17 protein-coding genes are annotated in these 20,269 nt (G+C 66.0%); 8 read left to right on the plus strand and 9 right to left on the minus strand.

The features are described 5' to 3' along the window. Positions 1 to 259 precede the first annotated feature (259 nt). Positions 260 to 715, minus strand: coding sequence for a PaaI family thioesterase (locus ACIPQB_RS05185; protein ID WP_446484148.1), 456 nt, complete (start codon positions 713 to 715; stop codon positions 260 to 262). Between the two features lie 59 nt (positions 716 to 774). Next, positions 775 to 1,098, minus strand: coding sequence for a hypothetical protein (locus ACIPQB_RS05190; protein ID WP_446484149.1), 324 nt, complete (start codon positions 1,096 to 1,098; stop codon positions 775 to 777). A gap of 745 nt (positions 1,099 to 1,843) precedes the next feature. On the opposite strand from ACIPQB_RS05190, the gene ACIPQB_RS05195 reads away from it, so the two are divergent. Continuing rightward, complete coding sequence (locus ACIPQB_RS05195; RefSeq protein WP_446484150.1) at positions 1,844 to 4,231, plus strand: TonB-dependent receptor; 2,388 nt, start codon at positions 1,844 to 1,846, stop codon at positions 4,229 to 4,231. A gap of 193 nt (positions 4,232 to 4,424) precedes the next feature. Here ACIPQB_RS05195 and ACIPQB_RS05200 read toward each other — a convergent pair whose 3' ends face one another. Continuing rightward, complete coding sequence (locus tag ACIPQB_RS05200) at positions 4,425 to 5,126, minus strand: TetR/AcrR family transcriptional regulator (RefSeq protein ID WP_446484151.1); 702 nt, start codon at positions 5,124 to 5,126, stop codon at positions 4,425 to 4,427. Positions 5,127 to 5,280: 154 nt separating this feature from the next. Further along, positions 5,281 to 6,492: a D-mannonate dehydratase ManD gene (manD, locus tag ACIPQB_RS05205; protein WP_446484152.1), complete on the minus strand. Its 1,212-nt coding sequence runs from the start codon at positions 6,490 to 6,492 to the stop codon at positions 5,281 to 5,283. A gap of 400 nt (positions 6,493 to 6,892) precedes the next feature. Here manD and ACIPQB_RS05210 point away from each other — a divergent pair, with 400 nt between their 5' ends. Both ACIPQB_RS05210 and ACIPQB_RS05215 read left to right on the plus strand, forming a co-directional pair. Beyond that, positions 6,893 to 7,213, plus strand: coding sequence for a hypothetical protein (locus ACIPQB_RS05210; protein ID WP_446484153.1), 321 nt, complete (start codon positions 6,893 to 6,895; stop codon positions 7,211 to 7,213). A 10-nt stretch (positions 7,214 to 7,223) separates the two neighbouring features. Further along, positions 7,224 to 9,716 (plus strand): glycoside hydrolase family 2 TIM barrel-domain containing protein, encoded by a 2,493-nt coding sequence (locus ACIPQB_RS05215; RefSeq protein ID WP_446484154.1) that lies wholly within the window; start codon positions 7,224 to 7,226, stop codon positions 9,714 to 9,716. A gap of 81 nt (positions 9,717 to 9,797) precedes the next feature. On the opposite strand, the gene ACIPQB_RS05220 is transcribed toward ACIPQB_RS05215, so the two are convergent. The 5 genes from ACIPQB_RS05220 to ACIPQB_RS05240 form a co-directional block, all read right to left on the minus strand. Next, a complete protein-coding gene (locus ACIPQB_RS05220) occupies positions 9,798 to 10,517 on the minus strand; it encodes a TetR/AcrR family transcriptional regulator (RefSeq protein WP_446484155.1) in 720 nt (239 codons plus the stop codon). Between the two features lie 391 nt (positions 10,518 to 10,908). Beyond that, on the minus strand, positions 10,909 to 11,775 hold the full coding sequence (locus ACIPQB_RS05225; protein WP_446484156.1) for an alpha/beta fold hydrolase: 867 nt from the start codon (positions 11,773 to 11,775) through the stop codon (positions 10,909 to 10,911). A gap of 23 nt (positions 11,776 to 11,798) precedes the next feature. After that, on the minus strand, positions 11,799 to 12,800 hold the full coding sequence (locus ACIPQB_RS05230; RefSeq protein ID WP_446484157.1) for an NADP-dependent oxidoreductase: 1,002 nt from the start codon (positions 12,798 to 12,800) through the stop codon (positions 11,799 to 11,801). 105 nt (positions 12,801 to 12,905) lie between these two features. Continuing rightward, entirely contained in the window at positions 12,906 to 13,997 is a 1,092-nt protein-coding gene (locus tag ACIPQB_RS05235) for an alkene reductase (protein ID WP_446484158.1), read from the minus strand. A 63-nt stretch (positions 13,998 to 14,060) separates the two neighbouring features. After that, positions 14,061 to 14,849, minus strand: coding sequence for an SDR family NAD(P)-dependent oxidoreductase (locus ACIPQB_RS05240; RefSeq protein WP_446484159.1), 789 nt, complete (start codon positions 14,847 to 14,849; stop codon positions 14,061 to 14,063). A gap of 66 nt (positions 14,850 to 14,915) precedes the next feature. Here ACIPQB_RS05240 and ACIPQB_RS05245 point away from each other — a divergent pair, with 66 nt between their 5' ends. The 5 genes from ACIPQB_RS05245 (at position 14,916) to ACIPQB_RS05265 (ending at position 19,920) form a co-directional block, all read left to right on the plus strand. Beyond that, positions 14,916 to 15,527: a TetR/AcrR family transcriptional regulator gene (locus tag ACIPQB_RS05245; protein WP_446484160.1), complete on the plus strand. Its 612-nt coding sequence runs from the start codon at positions 14,916 to 14,918 to the stop codon at positions 15,525 to 15,527. Positions 15,528 to 15,717: 190 nt separating this feature from the next. Beyond that, positions 15,718 to 15,864, plus strand: coding sequence for a hypothetical protein (locus ACIPQB_RS05250; RefSeq protein ID WP_446484161.1), 147 nt, complete (start codon positions 15,718 to 15,720; stop codon positions 15,862 to 15,864). Between the two features lie 334 nt (positions 15,865 to 16,198). Further along, on the plus strand, positions 16,199 to 16,495 hold the full coding sequence (locus ACIPQB_RS05255) for a hypothetical protein (protein WP_446484162.1): 297 nt from the start codon (positions 16,199 to 16,201) through the stop codon (positions 16,493 to 16,495). Positions 16,496 to 16,795: 300 nt separating this feature from the next. Beyond that, the gene (gene fdhD / locus ACIPQB_RS05260; protein ID WP_446484163.1) at positions 16,796 to 17,605 is read left to right on the plus strand and encodes a formate dehydrogenase accessory sulfurtransferase FdhD; all 810 of its coding nucleotides are present in this window, start codon (positions 16,796 to 16,798) and stop codon (positions 17,603 to 17,605) included. Then, complete coding sequence (locus ACIPQB_RS05265) at positions 17,602 to 19,920, plus strand: FdhF/YdeP family oxidoreductase (RefSeq protein ID WP_446484164.1); 2,319 nt, start codon at positions 17,602 to 17,604, stop codon at positions 19,918 to 19,920. The genes fdhD and ACIPQB_RS05265 overlap by 4 nt, the downstream gene beginning before the upstream one ends. Positions 19,921 to 20,269: the final 349 nt, after the last annotated feature.

Genomic DNA, 20,269 nt, shown 5'->3' on the forward strand with positions numbered 1-20,269 from the left:
GCCGACCACCCATTCTGTCCGAGAATTTATTACACGGTAGCGTATAGTTTATCAAGCCGCTCTGAAGCGGAGCGACGCCAATCCGTGGCCAGGCCGGCGGGGCGACGACGCGGCGCGAACCTGCGCGCACAGGATCGACTGGAAGTGTGGCGGCAGGGGCGGTTTTCAGTCTTGCGTCGCCCTGATCCGCGGCTCGCCGCTGGCGCATGCCTGGCTGGTCGCAGCCGACACTCGGGCGGCCGGACGATTGGCGGGCGGGTCAGCCGCCAGGAAGTTGAAGGAGGAGCAGCGTGGACGTCGCCGTCGCGCACAGTCGTCCTTCGGCGTCGACGAGCTTGGCCTCGGAGAAGGCCACGCGCCGGCCCAGGTTCACGATTGTTCCTTCGGCCCGCACCGGCCCGCTCGCGTCGGTCAGGGCCCGATGATAGGCGACCTTCAGTTCGAGCGTCGTGTAACCCTGGCCAGGGGCCAGACGCGAATGGACGGCGCAGCCGCAGGCGCTGTCGAGCAGGGTGGCGACGTAACCCCCATGCACCGTCCCGATTGGGTTGTAGGCGGCCCGGGTCGGATGGCCTTCGAACACCACACGGCCGCGCTCCAACTCGACCAGGTGAAAGTCCAAGGTCTCCCCGATGGGCGCCTGAATCTTTCCCTTCAGCATGGCCTCAAGCTGGCCAAAGCCATCGAGATCCGGCCGGTCCTTGGTGATGTTCATCGCGATGTCCTGTTCAGCCAGAGCCCGCAGGCGCGGCGGCTAGCGCGTTATTTCGATCGTCAAGACAATGGCCTGGCCAGCCTTGGGCTTGAAGGCCACCGTAGCCCGTCGCCGCCCGTCAAGACCACGGGGAAAGTCCGCGCGCTCAAGACGCCCTGGGCGCTGACGGTGTTGTCGCCGGCTCGAAGCCGCATGGCCGGCCAGACGCGTATCTTGTCCGGACAATCTGGCCGCGCGCCGAAGCCCTGGCTGTTGGCGAAGAGTTCGGTCGAGGCGGCGTTGCTGTAGACGCGAACGTCGGTCACCGGACAGGCGCGATCGACGTATCGTCGTCCGCCCTCGTGCTGGCCAAGATCGGTCCCGTTGAGCCAGGCCTTGGCCATGCGACCCGCCGGGTCGAACTGAAGCCAGACATGCTTGCCGAAGCAAGACGCCTCTCATGTTTCCTCCGCCCGTCGTGAACCGCGAACGCGTTCGCACTATCGGTCTGGACGGCGTCTGTCAAATTACCAGACGGTATCGAGTGGTTATGCTGGCCGTGCGTCGTCATGGCGAACGGCGGCCGCCGGAGCGAGAGTCCAGCGCCCGGTCCCGGCGACATCGGGATGGCGAGCGTTCCTCTTGCGGGGTCGGCGTTCGCATCGCCCGTTAGGCTGATCCTTTGCCGAGAGGGCGCGGTGCGCTTGTTTGTCGCGCCTGCCGCGCCGGCCTTCTTAATCTGTCGGCCTGATCTTGGCGCTCTGGCTCCACGGGACGCAAAGCTCGCCTTCGGTTGGCGGTTGGCGGCGTGGCATTGGCCCAAGGCTCTTGCCGAGTGTCGCATGGTTGGTCCGAAGCGTCTTGACAGTTCGCCAAAAGCGCCCATAACTATACGTTACCGTATGGTTCTTGGATGCGAAGCATCGCACCGCAGCGGACGGCGAGGGAGCGGAAACAAGGAGGCGCGCTCCCCCTAAGGGCCGAGCAAGTCGCCATGAGGCCTGCGTCCCGGTGTGCGCCTGAGGCGCGCGTCCAAAGGGCAGATTTCCAAAACCGCCAATCACCGCCGATCACGGCGGGGCGGCCAGACCAAAGTTCGAATGCGCCGCGCTGGCCCAGAACCGGCGACAAGGCCAAGGGGAGGATAGAATGAAAAAGACGCGAACGCTCACGTGGGTGGCTGGTGCGAGCCTGATGGTGATCGCCTCGGCGGCGCAGGCGCAGCAAGCCCAGGACCAAGCCAAGCCGTCGAGCCCTCAGGCCCAAGCCAGCGACGGCCTGGTCATCGAGGAAGTGGTCGTGACCGCTCGGCGCAGGTCGGAATCGCTGCAAGACGTTCCCCAGACCGTCAACGCCGTCACCGGCGCGGATCTGGAAAAGCTCAACATCCAAAAATTCGAGGATGTCGCCTCGGTGGTGCCGGGTCTGACCCTGAGCACGGCCAACACCGGCTATACGACGGTGGCGGCTATCCGCGGCGCGCCTTTCCAGGCGGAAACCGGAGCCAACCCGACCGTCGAGTTCTACCTGAACGACACCCTGGCTTCGTCTCTCTTCCTGTTCCAGTCGACCTACGACATCGGTCAGATCGAAGTCCTACGCGGCCCTCAGGGCACCTTGCGTGGCCGCGCCTCGCCCTCGGGCTCGATAACGGTGACGACCCGCAAGCCGGACATGGAGTCGTTTGGCGGTTATGTCAGCGCCTCCGACTCCGACCAGCGCAGCCGCAACATCAACGGCGCGGTCAATATTCCGATCGTTCGTGACCAGTTGTCGCTGCGGATCGCGGGTCTCTATGACGACAACGACTACGACCAGGTTCACAGCATCAACAGCAGCCTCAACCCGTATTCGCGCACCAAAAGCGGACGTGCGAGCCTGAGGTTCGAGCCGTCGGACACCTTCAACGCCAGCATTGTCTACCAGCGGATCGACCGCAAGCTTCAGTCCTTCGACCAGGTGCAGTCCTATTCGTTGATCAACCCCGCGGCCGCGGCGAGCCCGCGCCTGATCCGGGCCAGCGACCGTCTTGGCATCACCGATGGCGCGCGCCGCTCGCGGGTCAAGCAGGACATGGTCATCGGCCAGGCCAGCCTGAAGTTCGGCGGCCAGGTGCTCAACTATGTGGGTTCCTACAACGAGACCAAGATCGACACCCAAACGCCGAGCGACCAGGCCAACTTCTTCGCCAACCTGGAATACTACCAAACGCTGGACGCGCCGGCCTCGGCCGAGGTGCATGAACTGCGCCTGTCCAACCAGGACAAGCTCTGGGGCATGATCGACTATACCGTCGGGGTGTTCCACACCGACAACGACGGGAGGTCCGCGCTCGTTGCGCGCACGCCGGTCACATTGTTCGGCAGTCTTGTCACGGTGGCCGAGACCCCGATCGTCTCGCTCGGCGCGGCCAAGGAAACCTCGGTCTTCGGCAACATCACCGCCCACCTGGGCGATAAGACCGAATTGGCCGGCGGCCTGCGGCGCATCGACTACGAGTCGAGCAGCGATCTGCAGATCAACGGCCTCTCGAGCCTGAAGACCAACCGCTCCTACAGCCCGACCGTCTATAACCTCTCGATCTCCCATCGGTTGACCGACGACATCACCGTCTACGCCAACACGGGCAGCTCATGGCGGGCAGGGCCGTTCCTGGTCGGCATCTTCCAGCCGCTGAGCCCGCGCCTTCAGAAGTACATGGACCTGAAGCCGGAGAAGTCGCAGTCCTACGAAGGAGGCGTCAAGACCGAGCTGTTTGATCGCCGTCTGCGCCTGAACGTCGCCGCCTTCCACCAGAAGTTCGACGGTTTCATCTATCGTGGCAGCCTGACCCCCTACGTTCAACAGACGAACGCGGGCCAGAATGTGGGCCTGTTCAATTTCGCGTCCAACGTTGACGCCGAAATCAATGGCGTGGACATCGACTATGCCATCCAGGCGTCTCACCGTTTGAGCATCAGCGGCGGGTTCAGCTACGCCAAGGGCAAGATCAAGAACAGCACCGTTGCTTGCCAGGATCTCGACCACAACGGTCAGGTCGATGCGGTCTCGACCACCCCGACCTTGGCCGAACTCCAGGCTTCGACCGGTGGGGAGGCGGTGGCCGAGTGCAAGCTCAGCGGCAGGCTCTCGACCTCGCCCAACTGGAGCTTCACGGTCGTGCCGGAATACTCCCTGCCGGTGCGCGATGGCATGAACGCCTTCGTCCGCGGTCTGCTGACCTACTATCCGAAGAACCAGCAGGACGTGTTCAATCTGAACGACGCCGTCGACGCCTACGGCATGGTCAATCTCTACGCCGGTCTGCGCGACGACCGGGGCGCCTGGGAGCTGTCGTTCTTCGCCAAGAACGTGACCAATACCGGACAGGCGCTCAACAACGGCCCGTCGGTGCTGGCGACCACCTATCAGGCCCTGCGGCCGCCGACCTTCCGCACCACGGCGGCGGCGCAATTCAACAGCACCTATGTCAGCACTCGCTACACCGCGCCGCGCGAGGTCGGGATCAGCCTGCGCTACGCGTTCGGTTCCCGCTAAGCCCCGTCAGCCTGCGCCGTCGATCGGGCCGAGGCGACAAGCAAGCCGCTCTGGATCATCTCCAGAGCGGCTTGCGCGCGGAGGGCTACGCCATTTAGCCGGAACGGCGCCGCACGCTGGACGGCTGGCGGGCAAGGCATGATTGCAGCCGGCTCCATCAACAGTGGGACGTCCGGCGACTTGGGATACGACGTCACCAGGCCGTGCGGGCGGCGAACAGCACATCGACGACGTGGTCGGCGTAGATCGCCGCCTCCTGCGGCGTAACGCGGCGCATATGGCGGTGGGATTCGTGCCAGCCGGTAAGCATGGCCATCATCATCTCCGCGACGCGGAGAGCGCTGCGCGGCGGCGCGGGAAAGTCGTGTGTTCCTGCCTGGATCTCGACGGCCAGGCGCGCGACGGCAAGCTGGTGGCCCGCCTCGAACAGCGCCCGCGCCAGGTCCTTGGCGCTGTCGACGTTGTTGAGAAGGATGCGATTGAAATCCTGAATCTCCTCCGACGTGATCGAAGTCAGGATCACGCGGGCGATATGACGGAGGCGATCCTTGAAATCCTGCGGCATGGGACTGACGACCAAACCCGCCTGGCTTGCCCAAATCGAGATCCTGTCGTCGACCACGGCCTTCATGAGGGCTTCCTTGGTCGGATAGCGTGCGTAGAGGGTGCTTTTCGAAACACCCGCTTCCGCGGCGACGGTCTCCATGGGCGTGGCGTCGAAGCCCACGGTCAGGAACAGCTCCCGCGCCGCGTCGAGAAGGGCTTGTTGGATGACCTCGCTGCGGGCGACGGTTGGGCGTCCAATCCGCGGCCTGGCGGGTTTGGCGGCCTTGGCCAGCTCCTCCTGCGCCGGAACAGGCGGCGGCGATCGGCCTAAGGTGGATTTGTCGCGCACTCGTTTGCTCCATCGGCGAAACAGTCCCGACGATTTCATCGGCGAACCTTGAGCGACTTGCTGATGGCTCCTGCCAGGTCCCACACAGTCCAGGTTTGCTGGGGAGGGATGAAATTGACCGATAGCGCGCCGTTGTTCTACGGCGCGCGAAGCCTCACCAGTTGAACATGGTCCCGTCTTCCAGCCGGTTCACCGGCAGGTAGGCGCGCTTGTAGGGATATTGCTGCGCCAGGACCTCGTCGATCTCGACGCCCAGGCCTGGCCGCTCGCCCGGATGCAGCATGCCGTCCTTGAAGGTGTAGCCGTGCGGGAAGACCGCGTCGGTCTCGGGGGTGTGGCGCATATATTCCTGCAGGCCGAAGTTGGGGATCGACATGTCGAAATGCAGGGCCGCGGCCATGGTCACCGGCGACAGGTCCGTGGCGCCGTGACAGCCGGTCTTGACGTGGTGCAGGTCGGCGAAGGCGGCGATCTTCTTCAGGTTGGTGATGCCGCCGGCGTGCAGCACCGTCGCCCGCAGATAATCGATCAGCTGTTCCTGGATCAGAATGTTGGCGTCCCAGACGTGGCTGAAGATCTCGCCGACCGCCAGGGGGGTGGTAGTGTGCTGGCGTATCAGGCGAAAGCCGGCCTGGTTCTCGGCGGGCACGGCGTCCTCCAGCCAGAACAGGCGGTAGGGCTCCAGGTCCTTGCCCAGGCGAGCGGCCTGGATCGGCGTCAGGCGGTGATGGACGTCGTGCAACAGGTGCACGTCCCAGCCCAGCACCTCGCGCGCCTTCTCGAACAGCTTGGGCGCGTGGCTGAGATACTTGGCCGTCGACCAGACGTTTTCGGTGGGCAGGTCGGCGTCGGCCGGCTCGTAGAACATCTTGTCGCCCGAGACGCCGTAGGTGCTGGCCAGGCCTGGCACGCCGGTCTGCAGGCGGATGGCCTTGTAGCCGAGGCCCTTGTACTTCACCGCCTCGGCGATGGTGTCCTCGATGGTTTCGCCGTTGGCATGGCCATAGACCGTGACGCCCTCGCGGCAGGCGCCGCCCAGCAGTTGGTAGACCGGCAGGCCGGCCACCTTGCCCTTGATGTCCCACAGCGCCATGTCGACGGCCGCCAGGGCGCTCATGGCCACCGGGCCGCCGCGCCAGTATGAGCCGCGATAGAAGAACTGCCAGATGTCCTCGATCCGATGGGCGTCCCGGCCGATCAGGCAGGGGATCATGTGGTCGCGCAGATAGCTGACCACAGCCAGTTCGCGCCCGTTGAGCGTGGCGTCGCCGATCCCGGTGACCCCGTCCGAGGTGGTGATCTTCAGGGTGACGAAGTTGCGGCCAGGGCAGGTGACGATGACCTTGGCGTCGATGATCTTCAGCACCAGCAAACTCCGAGCGACAAGGGCGCCAGCAATCGGCGCCGTGATTTCAACAGAAGACGACCGAGGTTGGACTTCGGGCGGAGCGCCCTGTGCAGCCCGATTACAACGGCGTGGTCCCTGGTCAGATATCAGCGGTTAGCTTGGGCTGTCAATAAATGTACGCTATCGATCGGTTAAATAGCGCCTTCTCGCCCTGAAGGGGCTGGGTGCGGGAGCAGGTGGCGCGAGAATCTCTCTAAACTCTTGACATAAGACCCACGGTGCGCGACTTCCATAAAAGAACGATGTCGTATGGTTATGGGTAAGGGCGCCGGGTTTCCGGGCCGGATCAACCCTGACCAAGGGGCGTTGCGGGCCCTGGCGCGTGGTCGATCACGGCGCCGAGCTGGCGAAGCCTTGCATGGCGCGACTGAAGACGCCTGGGAGGAAGACCTTGGACGCCCCGACCTATGTTTCCGCTCCCGCCTTCGAACAGCCGGTCGGCGCGCCCGCGATCCTGAGCGTGGAATCCTTCTCCATCGAGGAGTTGATGCGCGTTCCCCAGGCCTGGGCCATCGTCCTCAAGCATGTTCCGAGCGTCAGGCTGGTCGTGGCCGCGCAGCAAGCCAAGCCCCACCTTGGCAACATGACCCTCAGCAGCTTTGCGCTCTACCTGCCCCTCACCCCGACCACCTACGCCGCCATCGACGCCGAACTGGCCCAACTGCCCAAGAGCCTGTGAGGGGATGGCCATGACTGGAGTGCGGATCGATCGGCGGCAGATGCTGCTCACCTCGTGCGTCGCCACGGCGCTACTGGCCGCGCCGCGAGCCTTGGCCGCCCAGGTTCAAACCTCGGCCGAGGGGCGGCGCCAGCCTTTCGACGGTGGATGGCTGTTCCGCCGCGGCGTGGGCGAAGGCCAAGAAGCGCCGCGGCTTGATGATCGAGACTGGCGCGCGCTTGATCTGCCGCACGACTGGAGCATTGAGGACCTTCCCGCGCGCGCTGGTGAGGCCAGGGGCGCGATCGGGCCGTTCGATCCCAAGGCCGAGGGGGGAACCTCCACGGGCTTCACCGTCGGCGGCGAGGGGTGGTATCGCAAGCACTTTCGCCTGGCCAGGCCCACCACCGGCCGGGTCGAGCTGACGTTTGACGGCGTCTATATGGACAGTCAGGTTTGGCTCAACGGCGAGCCTGTGGGCGCCCATTTCAACGGCTACACCCCGTTCGCCCTCGATCTGACCCCGTATCTGTCGGCGGACGGCGAGAACGTGCTGGCCGTGCGCGTGCGCAACCTGGGCCTCAACAGTCGCTGGTATTCAGGCTCGGGAATCTATCGACACGTCTGGCTCGACGTTCTGCCTGAGCAGGCCCGGATCGCCCGTTGGGGTGTGAGCGTCTCCACGCGCCGGCTGACCTCGGCGACGGCTGAACTGGACCTTGGCGTTCGCCTTGAGGCGATCGACGCCGGATGTTCGGTGAACTGGCGGGTGAGGGACCCTCAAGGCCGAGTGGCGGCCCAGGCCCAGGCCCACGCCGTAGCCTCGGCGGATTTGCGCCACGCCCTGACGTTGAAGGCGCCCAGGGCTTGGTCGCCCGATACGCCCGTGCTCTACACGCTGGAGACCGAACTTCGGCGCGGCGACGTCGTGCTCGATCGCGACGTCACCCGATTTGGCGTGCGGGTGATCAGCTTCGACACCCAGGACGGCATGCTGATCAACGGCGCGCCCTACAAGCTGCGCGGAGGCTGCATCCATCACGACCACGGGGTGCTGGGCGCGGCGGCCTTCGACCGGGCCGAGGATCGCAAGGTGCGCCTTCTCAAGGCGCGCGGCTACAACGCCGTGCGCCCCTCGCACAATCTGTTCTCCCCAGCCTTCCTGGAAGCGTGCGACCGACATGGGATGCTGGTGGTCTGCGAGACTTTCGACGTCTGGCGCCGCGGCAAGAAGGCCCAGGACTATGCGGTCCAGTTCGACGCCCTTTGGCGGTCGGACCTGGACGCCATCGTGCGAAGCGCGCGCAACCACCCCAGCATCGTGATGTGGAGCATTGGCAACGAGATCCCCGATCGCAACACGCCTCAGGGCGTGGAGATCCAGTGGCGCCTGGCCAACGCCGTTCACGAGCTCGACCCGACCCGTCCGGTGACCGCCGGCCTGCACGAATTCCTGGGACGCCCCGTGACGCCGTCGGCGGCGACCGCGCGGCGAGGCAAACCCGTCGCGCCCGACCAGACCAGCACCGTCTTCCTCGATGTGGTCGGTTACAACTACAAGCTCCGCGACTACGAGGCCGATCACCAAGCCTATCCGGATCGGGTTCTTTACGGCACCGAGAGCTACCCCAAGGACGTCTTCGAGACCTGGGCGCTCACCAATCGCTCGCCCTGGCTGATCGGCGACTTCGTGTGGACGGCCATGGATCACCTGGGCGAGGTCGGCATCGGCGGTTCGGCCCTGCTGGCCAAGGACGCCAAGTTCCGCATGGCGCCGAACCTGGCTTGGCCGTGGATTTCCAACAATTGTGGCGACATCGACCTGATCGGCGACCAGAAGGCGCCCTCGCACGCCCGGGACGTGGTCTGGGGCGTCAGCGAACTGGAAATGGCCGTTCAGCGCCCGCTACCCGAAGGCAAGGACGAGGTGCTCCGGCTGTGGGGCTGGTCGGACGAGCTGCAGAGCTGGACATGGCCCGGGGCCGACGGCGCGCCCATGACGATCCGGGTCTATACCCGAGGTGACCGGGTCGACTTGCGCCTCAATGGGCGGCTCGTCGAAACCAAGGCCGTTGGCGACGAAGATCAGTGGCAAGTGGCGTTCACAACACCCTATGCGCCGGGGGTCCTGGAGGCGGTGTGCTATCGCCAGGGTCGCGAGCTCGCCCGCAAGCGTCTGGCCACAGTCGGCGCGCCGAAGATGATCCGTCTGCGCGCCGAGGACGGCGGCCAGGCCGGACGTGGCGAGGTCAGCTTCGTCAAGGTGGAAATCGTCGACGCCGAGGGACGCGCGATCCCGGAACTGGCCCGTGCGGTGCGGCTGTCGGTGACCGGGCCCGCCGACCTGATCGGCTTTGGCGGCGGTGACCCGCAGGCCAGGGGCGGTTACCAGTCGCCGTCGGCCTTGACGTTCAATGCGCGCGCCCTGGCGGTTCTGCGCGGCCGCGGCCGCGCCGGCTCGGTCACGCTGACCGCCCGGGCCGATGGTCTGCCGACGGCGAAGCTCGCCCTTCGGCTGACCTAGGGCCGCCCGCCCGGCGGTCCGTCCGATGCACCCCAGGCATGATTGAGCGCCGAGGACCAGGCCTGGCGGCGTATGAGCCAATCACCAGGCCGAGCGTCCCGCAAACAGGACGTCGACGACGTGGTCTGCGTAGGTGTGGGCTTCTTCCGCGGGAATATCTCGCACCCGACTGTGGGCGTCGTACCAGCCTGCGAGCGAGGCCATCAGCATTTCGGCGACGCGCGTCGGGCTGCGTGGGGGAACCAGGTGATCGCGTGTCCCAAGCCTGATTTCCTCTGAAAAGGCGTTGATCGCCAGCTTGTGGCCAACCTCATGGAGCGTGCGCGCGATCTCGCCGCCGGCTGCAGTGCTGGTGGAGATCACCCGCTGGAAGGCGCGCAGTTCTTCCGAACCGAGGTCTTCCACCACCGACCGCGCCAGATAGCGAAGCCGATCCTTGAAATCGTCGGGCATCGGGCCGCGCCGGGCGGCGCCGGCCACGCCCCACGCCTTGATCCGGTCTTCCACCACCGCCCGCAACAAGGCTTCCTTGGTGCCGTAGCGCGAGTAGATCGTGCTTTTGGACACCTTTGCATTGGCGGCGATGACCTCGAGGGCGGCGGCCTCGACGCCCAGGGTGAGGAACTGGTCGCGCGCCGCGGCCAAGATGGCCTGTTCGATCTCCCGTGCTTGCTCCAGCGTCGGGCGACCGCCGCGGCGCAACATCGCGCCGTCGTCGGCCGCGACTTCGGGCGCGGGCGTGACCGCAGCCCTGGCTTTCTTGTCCGAACTGTCGGCGAGGGCGGTGGGCCGTTTGGGCAAGGCGAACTCCAATATCTTCGGCGCGGAGACCGCACCGTGCCTCGGCGGTCCAGCGGTTATCGACCAAGCGCGTTTCCGTGCGTCGGTGGCAGGACGCCTCGGCGCATCGACTCGAAAAAATCGCTCGGTACCGTGTAATATATCGTCACCAGGGGGAAACATGCCAACGTCGATCCATCGGGTCTCGATCGGATGATGGTCCGCAAGCGGAGCTTCCTCGCTGCCGCCGCATTGGCCTGACTCGGGGCATGCCGTGGCAGGCGCTAACCCTTCGCGCCAGGGAGGCGGCGCGGTCCGCCGCTCCGGCGACGCCCAGGGGCCGGACGCGGTCGGCGCGGACCAGCCGGCGACCTGCCTATCCAGCCGTTGCGGCCGCCGGGTTTCGCCGGCGTCAGCGGGCGAGGAACTCCCGGGCCTTCTCCACAAAGGCCTCGTGATACTGAAAGATGCCCCCATGTCCGGCGTCCTCATAGAGGACGAGTTCGGCATTGGGCAGGCGGCGGGCCAGGTCGATCGAGTTGCTGCTGGGCACCATTTTGTCCTGATCGCCATTGGCGACCAGAACAGGATTATGGATTGCGCCCAAGTCCTGCCGCGTCTGCTCGCCCCACGCCTTGATCGCCTTGAGCTGTCTCAGGAACGCCGCCACCGTGACCGGCTTGTCGCGATCGGCCTGGCGCTCCTTCAACCGTTCCAGGAAGGCTGTCGCCGCGCGCCGGCCATTGGCGGTGGAGGTGAAGAAGAGGTAGAATTTCGGGTCCCGGAAGGTCGCCATGCCCTTGAGGATAAGCGGCCAGGACACAGCTCCGACCCTTTTGATACCCTCGCCGCCGGCCGGGCCCGTGCCTGTCAGGATGATCTTGCGGACAAGGTGGGGCGCCTTGCGCACGATGTCCTGCGCCACGAATCCGCCAAGCGAGAAGCCGAGCAGATCGACCTGCTTGAGGCCCAGCGCGCCGATGACGGCGATCGCGTCATCGGCCATTTCCGCCACGGTGAGCGGCGCCTTGCCGCTTGAGGCGCCGACGCCCCGATAGCTGAGAGCGATGACGGGGCCGATTGCAGCGAGGCCGTCGACGATACGCGGATCGAAGTTGTCCAGCACCGCGCCCCAATGGTTCAGCAGCACGACCGGAACGCCGGCCTCGGGTCCCAGGCGCCGGTAGACGAAGGTCGCGCCCGCGACCTCGATGCTTTGGGTCGGCGCATGTTTCCACGCGGTTGCGGGGGCGGCTTTTTGGGAATGGGACGGGGTCATATTCTTCTTCTTCTTCTTCTGGTCTAACGGATCTTGACGACGACCTTGCCCCTGGAGCGTCCGGCTTCGACGAACGCCATGGCCTCGTTGGTCGCTGCGAAGGGGAAGCTGCGGTCGATGACCGGCCGAATGATCCCGGCTTCGATCAGCGACCCAATCTGGCTCAGTTGTCCGCCATCCGCGCGCATCAACAGGAACGAATAGCCGACGCCACGGCGCTTGGCCTTGCTTCGGATGCCGAAGCTCAGAAGGCGCGTCGCCTGCTTGAGGACCCAGTTCAGCCCCTGTTGGCTGGCGAAGACGGGGTCCGGGGGACCGGAGATCGAGATCAGCTTGCCGCCTGGCTTCAGTACGTCCAGGGATTTTTCGAGCGTGTCGCCGTCCAGGCTGTTCAAGACCACGTCGTAGCCCGACAGCGCCTTCTCGAAGTCCTGCTTCTTGTAATCGACGATGACATCGGCGCCGAGGCTCCTGACCAGCTCGACGTTCGTCGTGCTCGTCGTCGTCGCGACCGTCGCGCCCAGGTGCTTGGCCAGTTGGATGGCGAAGGCGCCCACGCCGCCCGATCCGGCATGGATCAGAATCTTCTGACCCGCCTTCAGCTCGGCCCGCTCGACCAGCGCCTGCCAGGCGGTCAGTCCCACCAGGGGGATGGACGCGGCTTCCTCCAGGGTGAGGTTCCTTGGTTTCAGCGCCACGTCGGCTTGGTTGACGGCGATGGACTGCGCGAACGTCCCGATCCGGCCGTCGCGCGGCCGGGAATAGACCTCGTCACCGGGCTTGAAGCGCCGGACCTTCGACCCGATCCGGCTGACGGTGCCCGCCAGGTCGTGCCCGAGGATCACGGGGAGGCGATAGGGCAGGATGAGCTTGAACTCGCCATCCCGGATCTTGGAATCCAGAAGATTGATCCCCGCCGCGTGGATCTCGATCAGGACATCGTCATCGCCCAAGGTGGGCTCGGGCATGTCGCCAAGGCGCAGGGCGGCGCCTTTCTTGTATTGGTCGAGAATGAAGGCCTTCATGGTGGTCTGTTCTCCAGTCTCGCGCCGACGCCGGCCGCCGAGAGCACGGCCCTTGCAGACTGGGCGCGAGGGGTGGAGCCGCGCCCGGGCGCGGCCCCGAAAGGACTAAGCGTCGACTGTGGCGGCCAGGGCAGGATAGTCGGTATAGCCCGCCGCGCCTCCGCCATAGATCGTGGCCGGATTGATCTGCGCCAAAGGCCCGCCGATTTTCAGTCGCTCCACAAGGTCGGGATTGGCGATGAAGGGCCGCCCGAAGGCGAACAGGTCCGCCTTGCCTTCGGCCAGGTGCGACGTTGCAAGGTCGAGCGTGTAGCCGTTGTTGGCGATGTAGGTGTTGCGGAAGCGGCGACGAAGCGAGCCGAAGTCGAAAGGCGCGACGTCACGCGGGCCGCCGGTCGCGCCCTCGACGACATGGATGTAGACGACGCCCAGGGCGTCGAGTTGATCGACGATGTAATCGAACTGCCCCTGAGCGTCGCTGCTCGAAACGCCGTTGGCGGGCGATACCGGGGAAATCCGAATGCCGGTGCGTTCGGCGCCGATCTCCTCGACCACCGCGGCGGTGACTTCCAGCATCAACCGGGCCCGGTTTTCGATCGATCCACCGTAGGCGTCGGTGCGGACGTTGGCGCCGTCCTTGGCGAACTGGTCGAGCAGATAGCCGTTGGCGCCGTGGACTTCCACGCCATCAAATCCCGCCGCGATGGCGTTCGCAGCCGCCTTGCGGAAGTCGTCGACGATGCCGGGCAGTTCCTTCAGTTCGAGCGCGCGCGGCGCCGAGACATCGAAGAAGCCATTGTTGACGAACGTCTTGGTTTCGGCCCGGATCGCCGACGGCGCAACCGGCGCGGCGCCGTTCTCCTGCAGGTCGACGTGTGAGACGCGCCCGACATGCCAGAGCTGCAGGAAGATCCGCCCGCCCTTGGCATGCACGGCGCTGGTGACCTTGCGCCAGCCATCGACCTGAGCCTGGGCGTAGATGCCGGGCGTGTCCTGGTAGCCCTGTCCCTGCTGCGAGACCTGCGTGGCCTCGGTGATTAGCAGGCCAGCCGATGCGCGCTGGCCGTAATACTCCGCGGCCAGATCGCCTGGAACGAAGCCCGGACCGGCGCGGTTGCGCGTCAGAGGCGCCATGACGATCCGGTTGGAGAGGGTCAGCGAGCCCAGCGTATAGGGCTCAAAAAGCGTCTTGGTCATAGGAGGTCACCTTGTCTGCCCCCGCCGCGGCGGGGGCGTCTGCCAAAAGGGCGGGTTTGGGGCTCAGGCGGCCGGGCGGTACCGCTCGGCGGGCTGGGCATTGCCGTAGTTCGGGAGCATGGCTTGGCGCGCGGCCTGCAGCGCGTCCCACTGTCCGGCGTCGGGAAGCGGCGGGATGGTCACCGGCTCGCGGCGGTCGAAGCCGACCAGCGCCGCGTCGACCAGGTCGCCAACCTCCATGACGTTGGAGAGCGTGTTGACGTCGGCCCCGACGTGTTCCCAGATTTCCGTTCGCGTCGTGGCGGGAAGGACAGCCTGGACGTAGACCCCCTTGGGCCCCAGCTCGAGGCTGAGCCCCTGCGATAGAAACTGCACGAAGGCCTTGGTCGCGCCGTACACCGTCATGCCGAACTCCGGCGCCAGGCCGACCACCGAGCCGATGTTGACGATCGCACCTTCGCCGGCCTTCACCAGGCGCGGGGCGATGGCGCTGGCCAGCCGCAGCAGGGCGGTGGTGTTGAGCGCGACGAGCCGCGTGACGTCGTCGATGCTCTGTTCGATGAAGCTGCCGCCCAGGGCCGTTCCGGCGTTGTTGACGAGGATCCCGATCCGGGCGTCGTCGCGCAGCCGCGCCTCGACCGTGGCGAGATCGGCAAGCTGGGTCAGATCGGCCTGGATGATGTCGATCGCCACGCCGGTTTCCTGACGCAGGCGGGCGCTCAGAGCCTCCATGCGCGCCACGTCCCGGGCGACCAGCACGAGATCGTGGCCTCGGCGGGCGAACCGCTCGGCATAGGCGGCGCCGATGCCGGTGGAGGCGCCGGTGACGAGGACGGATGGCAGGGTGGTCATGGCGTTTGCTCTTTTTGCTGACGAGATCTATATAATCATGACGAATATCATGATTGCCGTCCAAATATGATGACCATCATGAAAATGTCAACAGCGCCGGCGGAGAATTTTGAGATGAAGGTCAGTCGAGAAAAGATGGCCGAGAACCGTCTCCGGATCCTGGAGGTCGCCAGCCGGTTGTTTCGCGATAAAGGGTTCGAAGGCGTCAGCGTCGCGGAGGTGATGAAAGCCGCCGGGCTCACGCACGGCGGCTTCTATGGTCATTTCAGTTCGAAGGACGATCTGATCGCGCAGACCCTTGCCCATGCCCTCGCCGCAAGCAGCGGAGGAGGGGGCGATTTTCGCGGCTATGTGGAAGACTATCTTTCAACCCGTCATCGCGACAACACCGCCGGCGGTTGTCCGACAGCGGCCCTTGTCGCAGCCATCCGCCACCAGGCGCCCGCCGTGCGCTCGGCCATGACCGAAGGCCTCCGGTCGCAGATCGACCGAATCGACAAGGCGCTGCCGCAGCTGGACGCCGCCGACAGACGCCGTGCGGCGGTCGGAAGCTGGGCGGCGATGGTGGGGGCGGTGATCCTCGCCCGGGCGATCGACGATCCTGCGCTTTCCGATGAAGTCCTGGAGCAGACGCGTTCCTGGATTGACGCTGGCCTCAGCCAATCGTCCGCGCGCTAGTATGTGGCTTGGGCCGTGACAGTGTTGCTTGATGCGATCGCGGCGTCGGATCTGCCCGGCTCGCTTCCTAGTGCGGCGCGTGGACGGCCGGGCTTGGGATATGGTTGGCATGGCAACTATTAGCTGGTCCGCCTGGGCGTGACGCGATACCCTCGCCATGAACTGGCTCAGATCAGCGGGGAGGGCGCTAATGATGACGTTCTGGGGACGGCTGGTGGAGTTGTTCACCCTTTCAGGTCGCTACGGCGAGTATTCCCCTGTCGTCTACATGATTGGCTACGATTTCTGGTGGACGGCGTCATCGCCTCCTGGATTAAGTCAGGCTGCAATTGAATAAGAGCTTTCGTCGAACGCTGAAGCCGTACATGGCCACGGCGCAGGTCGAGCAGTCCATTCGGCGCCTCGGTCTTTGCGTCGCGGTGGGCGGGGCGCCGCCGATACAGCAAAGCGCGGACAGTTTGCGGTGCATGGGAAGCTCCTTTGCCCCGGTTGTCTAAGGCGTCGGCGTCGGCGTCGGACAAGCGCCTATAAGATCGTGGTGGGCTCCGGGGGAGGAAAGACAGGCGTTCGGCGGTTTCGAGACGCACCGACTCGTGCCTTCAATGGCGGTCGTGACGCTCATTCGTGCTCCTTTGACGACTATGACGCCTGAAGCCTTCCGCGCCCTTGCCTTGAGCCTTCCCCGCACCCAGGAGCGGCCTGTCCTCGGCTCGCAGGAGTTTCGTATCAAGGACAAGGTCTTCGCCACCTTGGGATGGCCGGAGGCCGGCTGGGCGGTGATCAAGCTCGCGCCAGCCGATCAGACGCGGTTCCTGGGCTTGTGCGAGGGCCTCTCGCCCGAACCGGGCGGGCGCGGTAGGCGCGGCGTGACCCGGGTGCGGCTTGCGGCCTTGGACGCAGATCGCCTGGCGCCGGTCCTGAAGGCCGCCTGGACCCAGGCCGGCGGGCCGGTCGCCGACTATGCCTAGCGTCCGTCCGGCGTCTGGAAGCTTCGCAGATCGCGTTCGCCATAGATACTTGGCCGAACTCTCGCGGATCGCCATCTGCGCAGGATCGCCACCGTTGGCGCGGCGGGCCTAGCCGTCGATCGCCTCCAATGAGGCTCAGCCGGCTAAGGCGCTCCCAAAGGGTATGGACGTGACCGCGCGCCCGTGGCACTGACTTTTGTTGATTTGCCAACTAATCGGCCCGAAAGGGGGACTATGTCTGATGCGCTAACGGGCGAGCACCGTCACGGTTGGGATTTCGATCTTCCAGGATCGGAACTGGTGCGCAAGCGATTGGGGCAAGTCTGGCGCGCGGCCGGCGAGCCGGCCGGTGTCGATCGGATCACGCCGCGAGAAACGCCGATCGCCCTGTCCTTCGATGGCCGGCCCCACACCGTCCTGATGGCTTCGCCCGGGGACGTGGAGGACCTGGCGCTCGGGTTCACTCTCACCGAGGGCGTGGCCCGGCTCGAGGCCATCGCCGGCGTCGAGATCCGTGTTCAGCCTGGCGGTCTCGTGGTCGATATTCGCCTGGTCGAGGGCGCGACGCGAGGGCGTCCGCGGCCGCGCAGTCTGGAAGGACGCTCCAGCTGCGGCCTCTGCGGGGTCCAGCGCCTGGCCGACGCCGTGCGTCCGCTTCCCAAGGTTTCTGAAGGGCAAATCTTCACCCATGAAGCCCTCCAGCGCGCCTTGATCGCCCTGGAGGGGCTCCAGCCTCTGGGCAGCCTGACCCGCGCCACGCACGCTGCGGCCTTCGCCTCGGCGGATGGCCGGATCGTCCTGGTTCGCGAGGATGTCGGACGCCACAACGCGCTCGACAAGCTGGGGGGCGCACTGGCGCGCGCGGGCGTGGCGACGCGCGACGGCTTCGTCCTGGTCACCAGCCGATGCTCCTTTGAAATGGTCGAGAAGGTGGCGCGGCTCGACTGTCCGATGATCGTCGCGATCTCGGCGCCGACCGATCTGGCGATCCAGAAGGCCCAGGAGGCGGGCGTCACCCTGGTCGCTCTGGCCCGGGCCGATGGACACACCGTCTTCAGCGGCGCCGAGCGCTTCGGTCGAGCGTCACTCCCTCTTGAGGGCCGAGCATGAGCGATGGCGCCATCCCAGGGGTTCGGCCCTATCATGGCCCGGCGGGCGGGTGGGGCGCGCTCAAGGCGGTAGGGCAAGCCCTGGCCGATCAGAAGACCCTGCTCGAGGGCGGGCGAAGCTTGCTGCACGCCAACAAGCCAGACGGCTTCGATTGTCCCGGATGCGCCTGGCCCGATCCCAAACACACCGCTTCGTTCGAGTTCTGTGAGAACGGCGCCAAGGCCGTCGCCTGGGAGGCCACCAGCAAGCGCGCCACGCCCGCGTTCTTCGCGGACCATACAGTCACGGAGTTGTTGACCTGGAGCGACCATGCCCTGGAGGACGTGGGCCGCCTGACCCATCCACTGGCCTATGACCCGGGCAGCGACCGTTATCTGGAGATCAGTTGGGAGCAGGCCTTCGCCCAGGCCGGCGCGGTTCTGCGGGATCTGGACGATCCAGACCAGGCCGAGTTCTACGCCTCCGGCCGGGCGTCCAACGAGGCGGCGTTTCTCTATCAGCTGCTGGGCCGAAAGCTCGGCACCAACAATTTCCCCGATTGCTCCAACATGTGCCATGAGCCCACCAGCGTGGCGCTCCCGGACTCGATCGGTCTTGGCAAGGGGTCGGTGACCCTGGAGGACTTCGATCACGCCGACCTGATCCTCTGCTTTGGCCACAATCCAGGCACCAACCACCCGCGGATGATGGCGACCTTGCGGGAAGCCGCGCGCCGGGGCGCGACCATCCTGGTGTTCAACCCGATCAAGGAGCGCGCGCTGGAGCGCTTCGCCTCGCCGCAAGATCCCAGGGAGATGGCCACCCTGGGCGCCACGGCGATCGCGTCGGCCTACTATCAGGTTTCGATCGGCGGCGACGCGGCGCTGATCGAAGGCGTGATGAAGTGCCTGATCCAATGGGACGGGCAAGCCCGCCAGGCCGGCGCCGCGGCGATTCTCGACCATGACTTCATCGCCGCCCACACCCTGGGCTTGCCGGAGCTGAGCGACCATCTGGCGGCCTTGGACTGGCCCTCGATCGAGTCGCGTTGCGGGCTGTCGCAGGCGCGCATCGAGGAGATCGCCAGGATCTACAGTCAGGCGCACGCCACGATCCTCTGTTACGGCATGGGCCTGACGCAGCATCGGAACGCCTCGTCGGCGATCCATCAACTGGCCAATCTGTTGCTGCTGCGCGGCAACATCGGGCGCCAGGGAGCCGGCATCTGTCCGCTGCGCGGTCACTCCAACGTCCAGGGCGACCGCACCGTCGGCCTCTGGGAAAAGCCCTCCGAGCCGTTCCTGGCGGCCATGGACCGCGTCTTCGACATGTCGTGCCCGCGTCATCACGGCCATACCGTGGTCGAGGCGATCGAAGCCATGGAGCAGGGGCGCGCCAAGGTGTTCCTCGGCCTTGGCGGCAATTTCGCGATCGCCGCGCCTGATCCTGTCCGGACATGCGCGGCCATGCGCAAGTTGACCCTCGGCGTTCATGTCGCGACCAAGCTGAACCGCACCCACCTGGTTGTCGGGCGCGCGAGCCTTCTGCTGCCGTGTCTGGGACGCACCGAAATCGATGTTCAGGCCGGCGGCCGCCAAGCCGTGACGGTCGAGGACTCCATGTCGATGGTGCACGCCTCCCGCGGCCTCAATGCGCCCGCCTCCGACATGCTGCGCTCCGAACCCGCGATCGTTGCGGGGCTGGCGCGCGCCGTCTTCGGCGCGGAGGACCCAGTGGCGTGGGAAGCGCTGGTGGCCGACTATGATCGCATCCGAACCTTGATCGAAGCGGTCCTGCCCGAACTGTTCAGCGGCTATAACGACAAAATCCGCGTCCCGGGCGGCTTCCGTTTGCCGTTGGCGCATGCCCAACGGGTCTGGAAAACCGCCAGCGGCAAGGCCCACTTCCTGCCCTTGGTGCACAGCGCCGACCCGCGCGCTGGCCAGCCCGACGTGTTGTTGCTGACGACGCTGCGCAGTCACGACCAGTACAACACCACCATCTACGGTCTCAACGACCGCTATCGCGGCGTGTTTGGCCGGCGCGACGTGGTGTTCGTCAATCCCCTGGACTTGGCGGCCAGGGGGCTCCAGGCCGGCGACGTCGTCGACTTGAGCGCGGCCTTCGACAGCCAGCAAGAGGGCGAACGCGCCGTGCGGGGCTTCGTGGCCGTGGCCATGGATCTGCCGCGCGGGTGCGTGGCCGCCTATTACCCCGAGACCAACAGCCTGGTCAGGCTGGAGGACCGCGATGCGCGCAGCGGCACGCCGGCCTATAAGTCCGCACCAGTCCGCCTTGCCGCGAGCGCTGCGGGACCCCCTCGAGCGGCGATCTAGGGCTCCAGCTCTGTGTACGGCTGGCCCGCGCCGCCGTCTTCGGCCCGGTTCAGGGCCTTGTCCTCGCGCTGGCTGCTGATCAGCACCTGGACGCCGCGATACGCGGCGGCTCGTCCAGACGAGCTGCGGATTCCGAATACCGACTTGCCGGCGCGTGCACGCCGGCCTGGCGCATTGGGTGACTTACTCTTGCGCGTGCTCACTTCGGATCAGGGACTCAGCCGCTCAATACCCGCCGAAAGGCGCGCGGTCCTGCAAGCCAACAAGCTAGTGAGTGGCGTTTCGAGCCGAGATCCTCCAGGCGCGCGCTTATCGCTGTGGGTAAGCCCGAACGGGCGCCGAGCGCGAT

This window comes from Caulobacter sp. LARHSG274 (genome assembly GCF_052871235.1).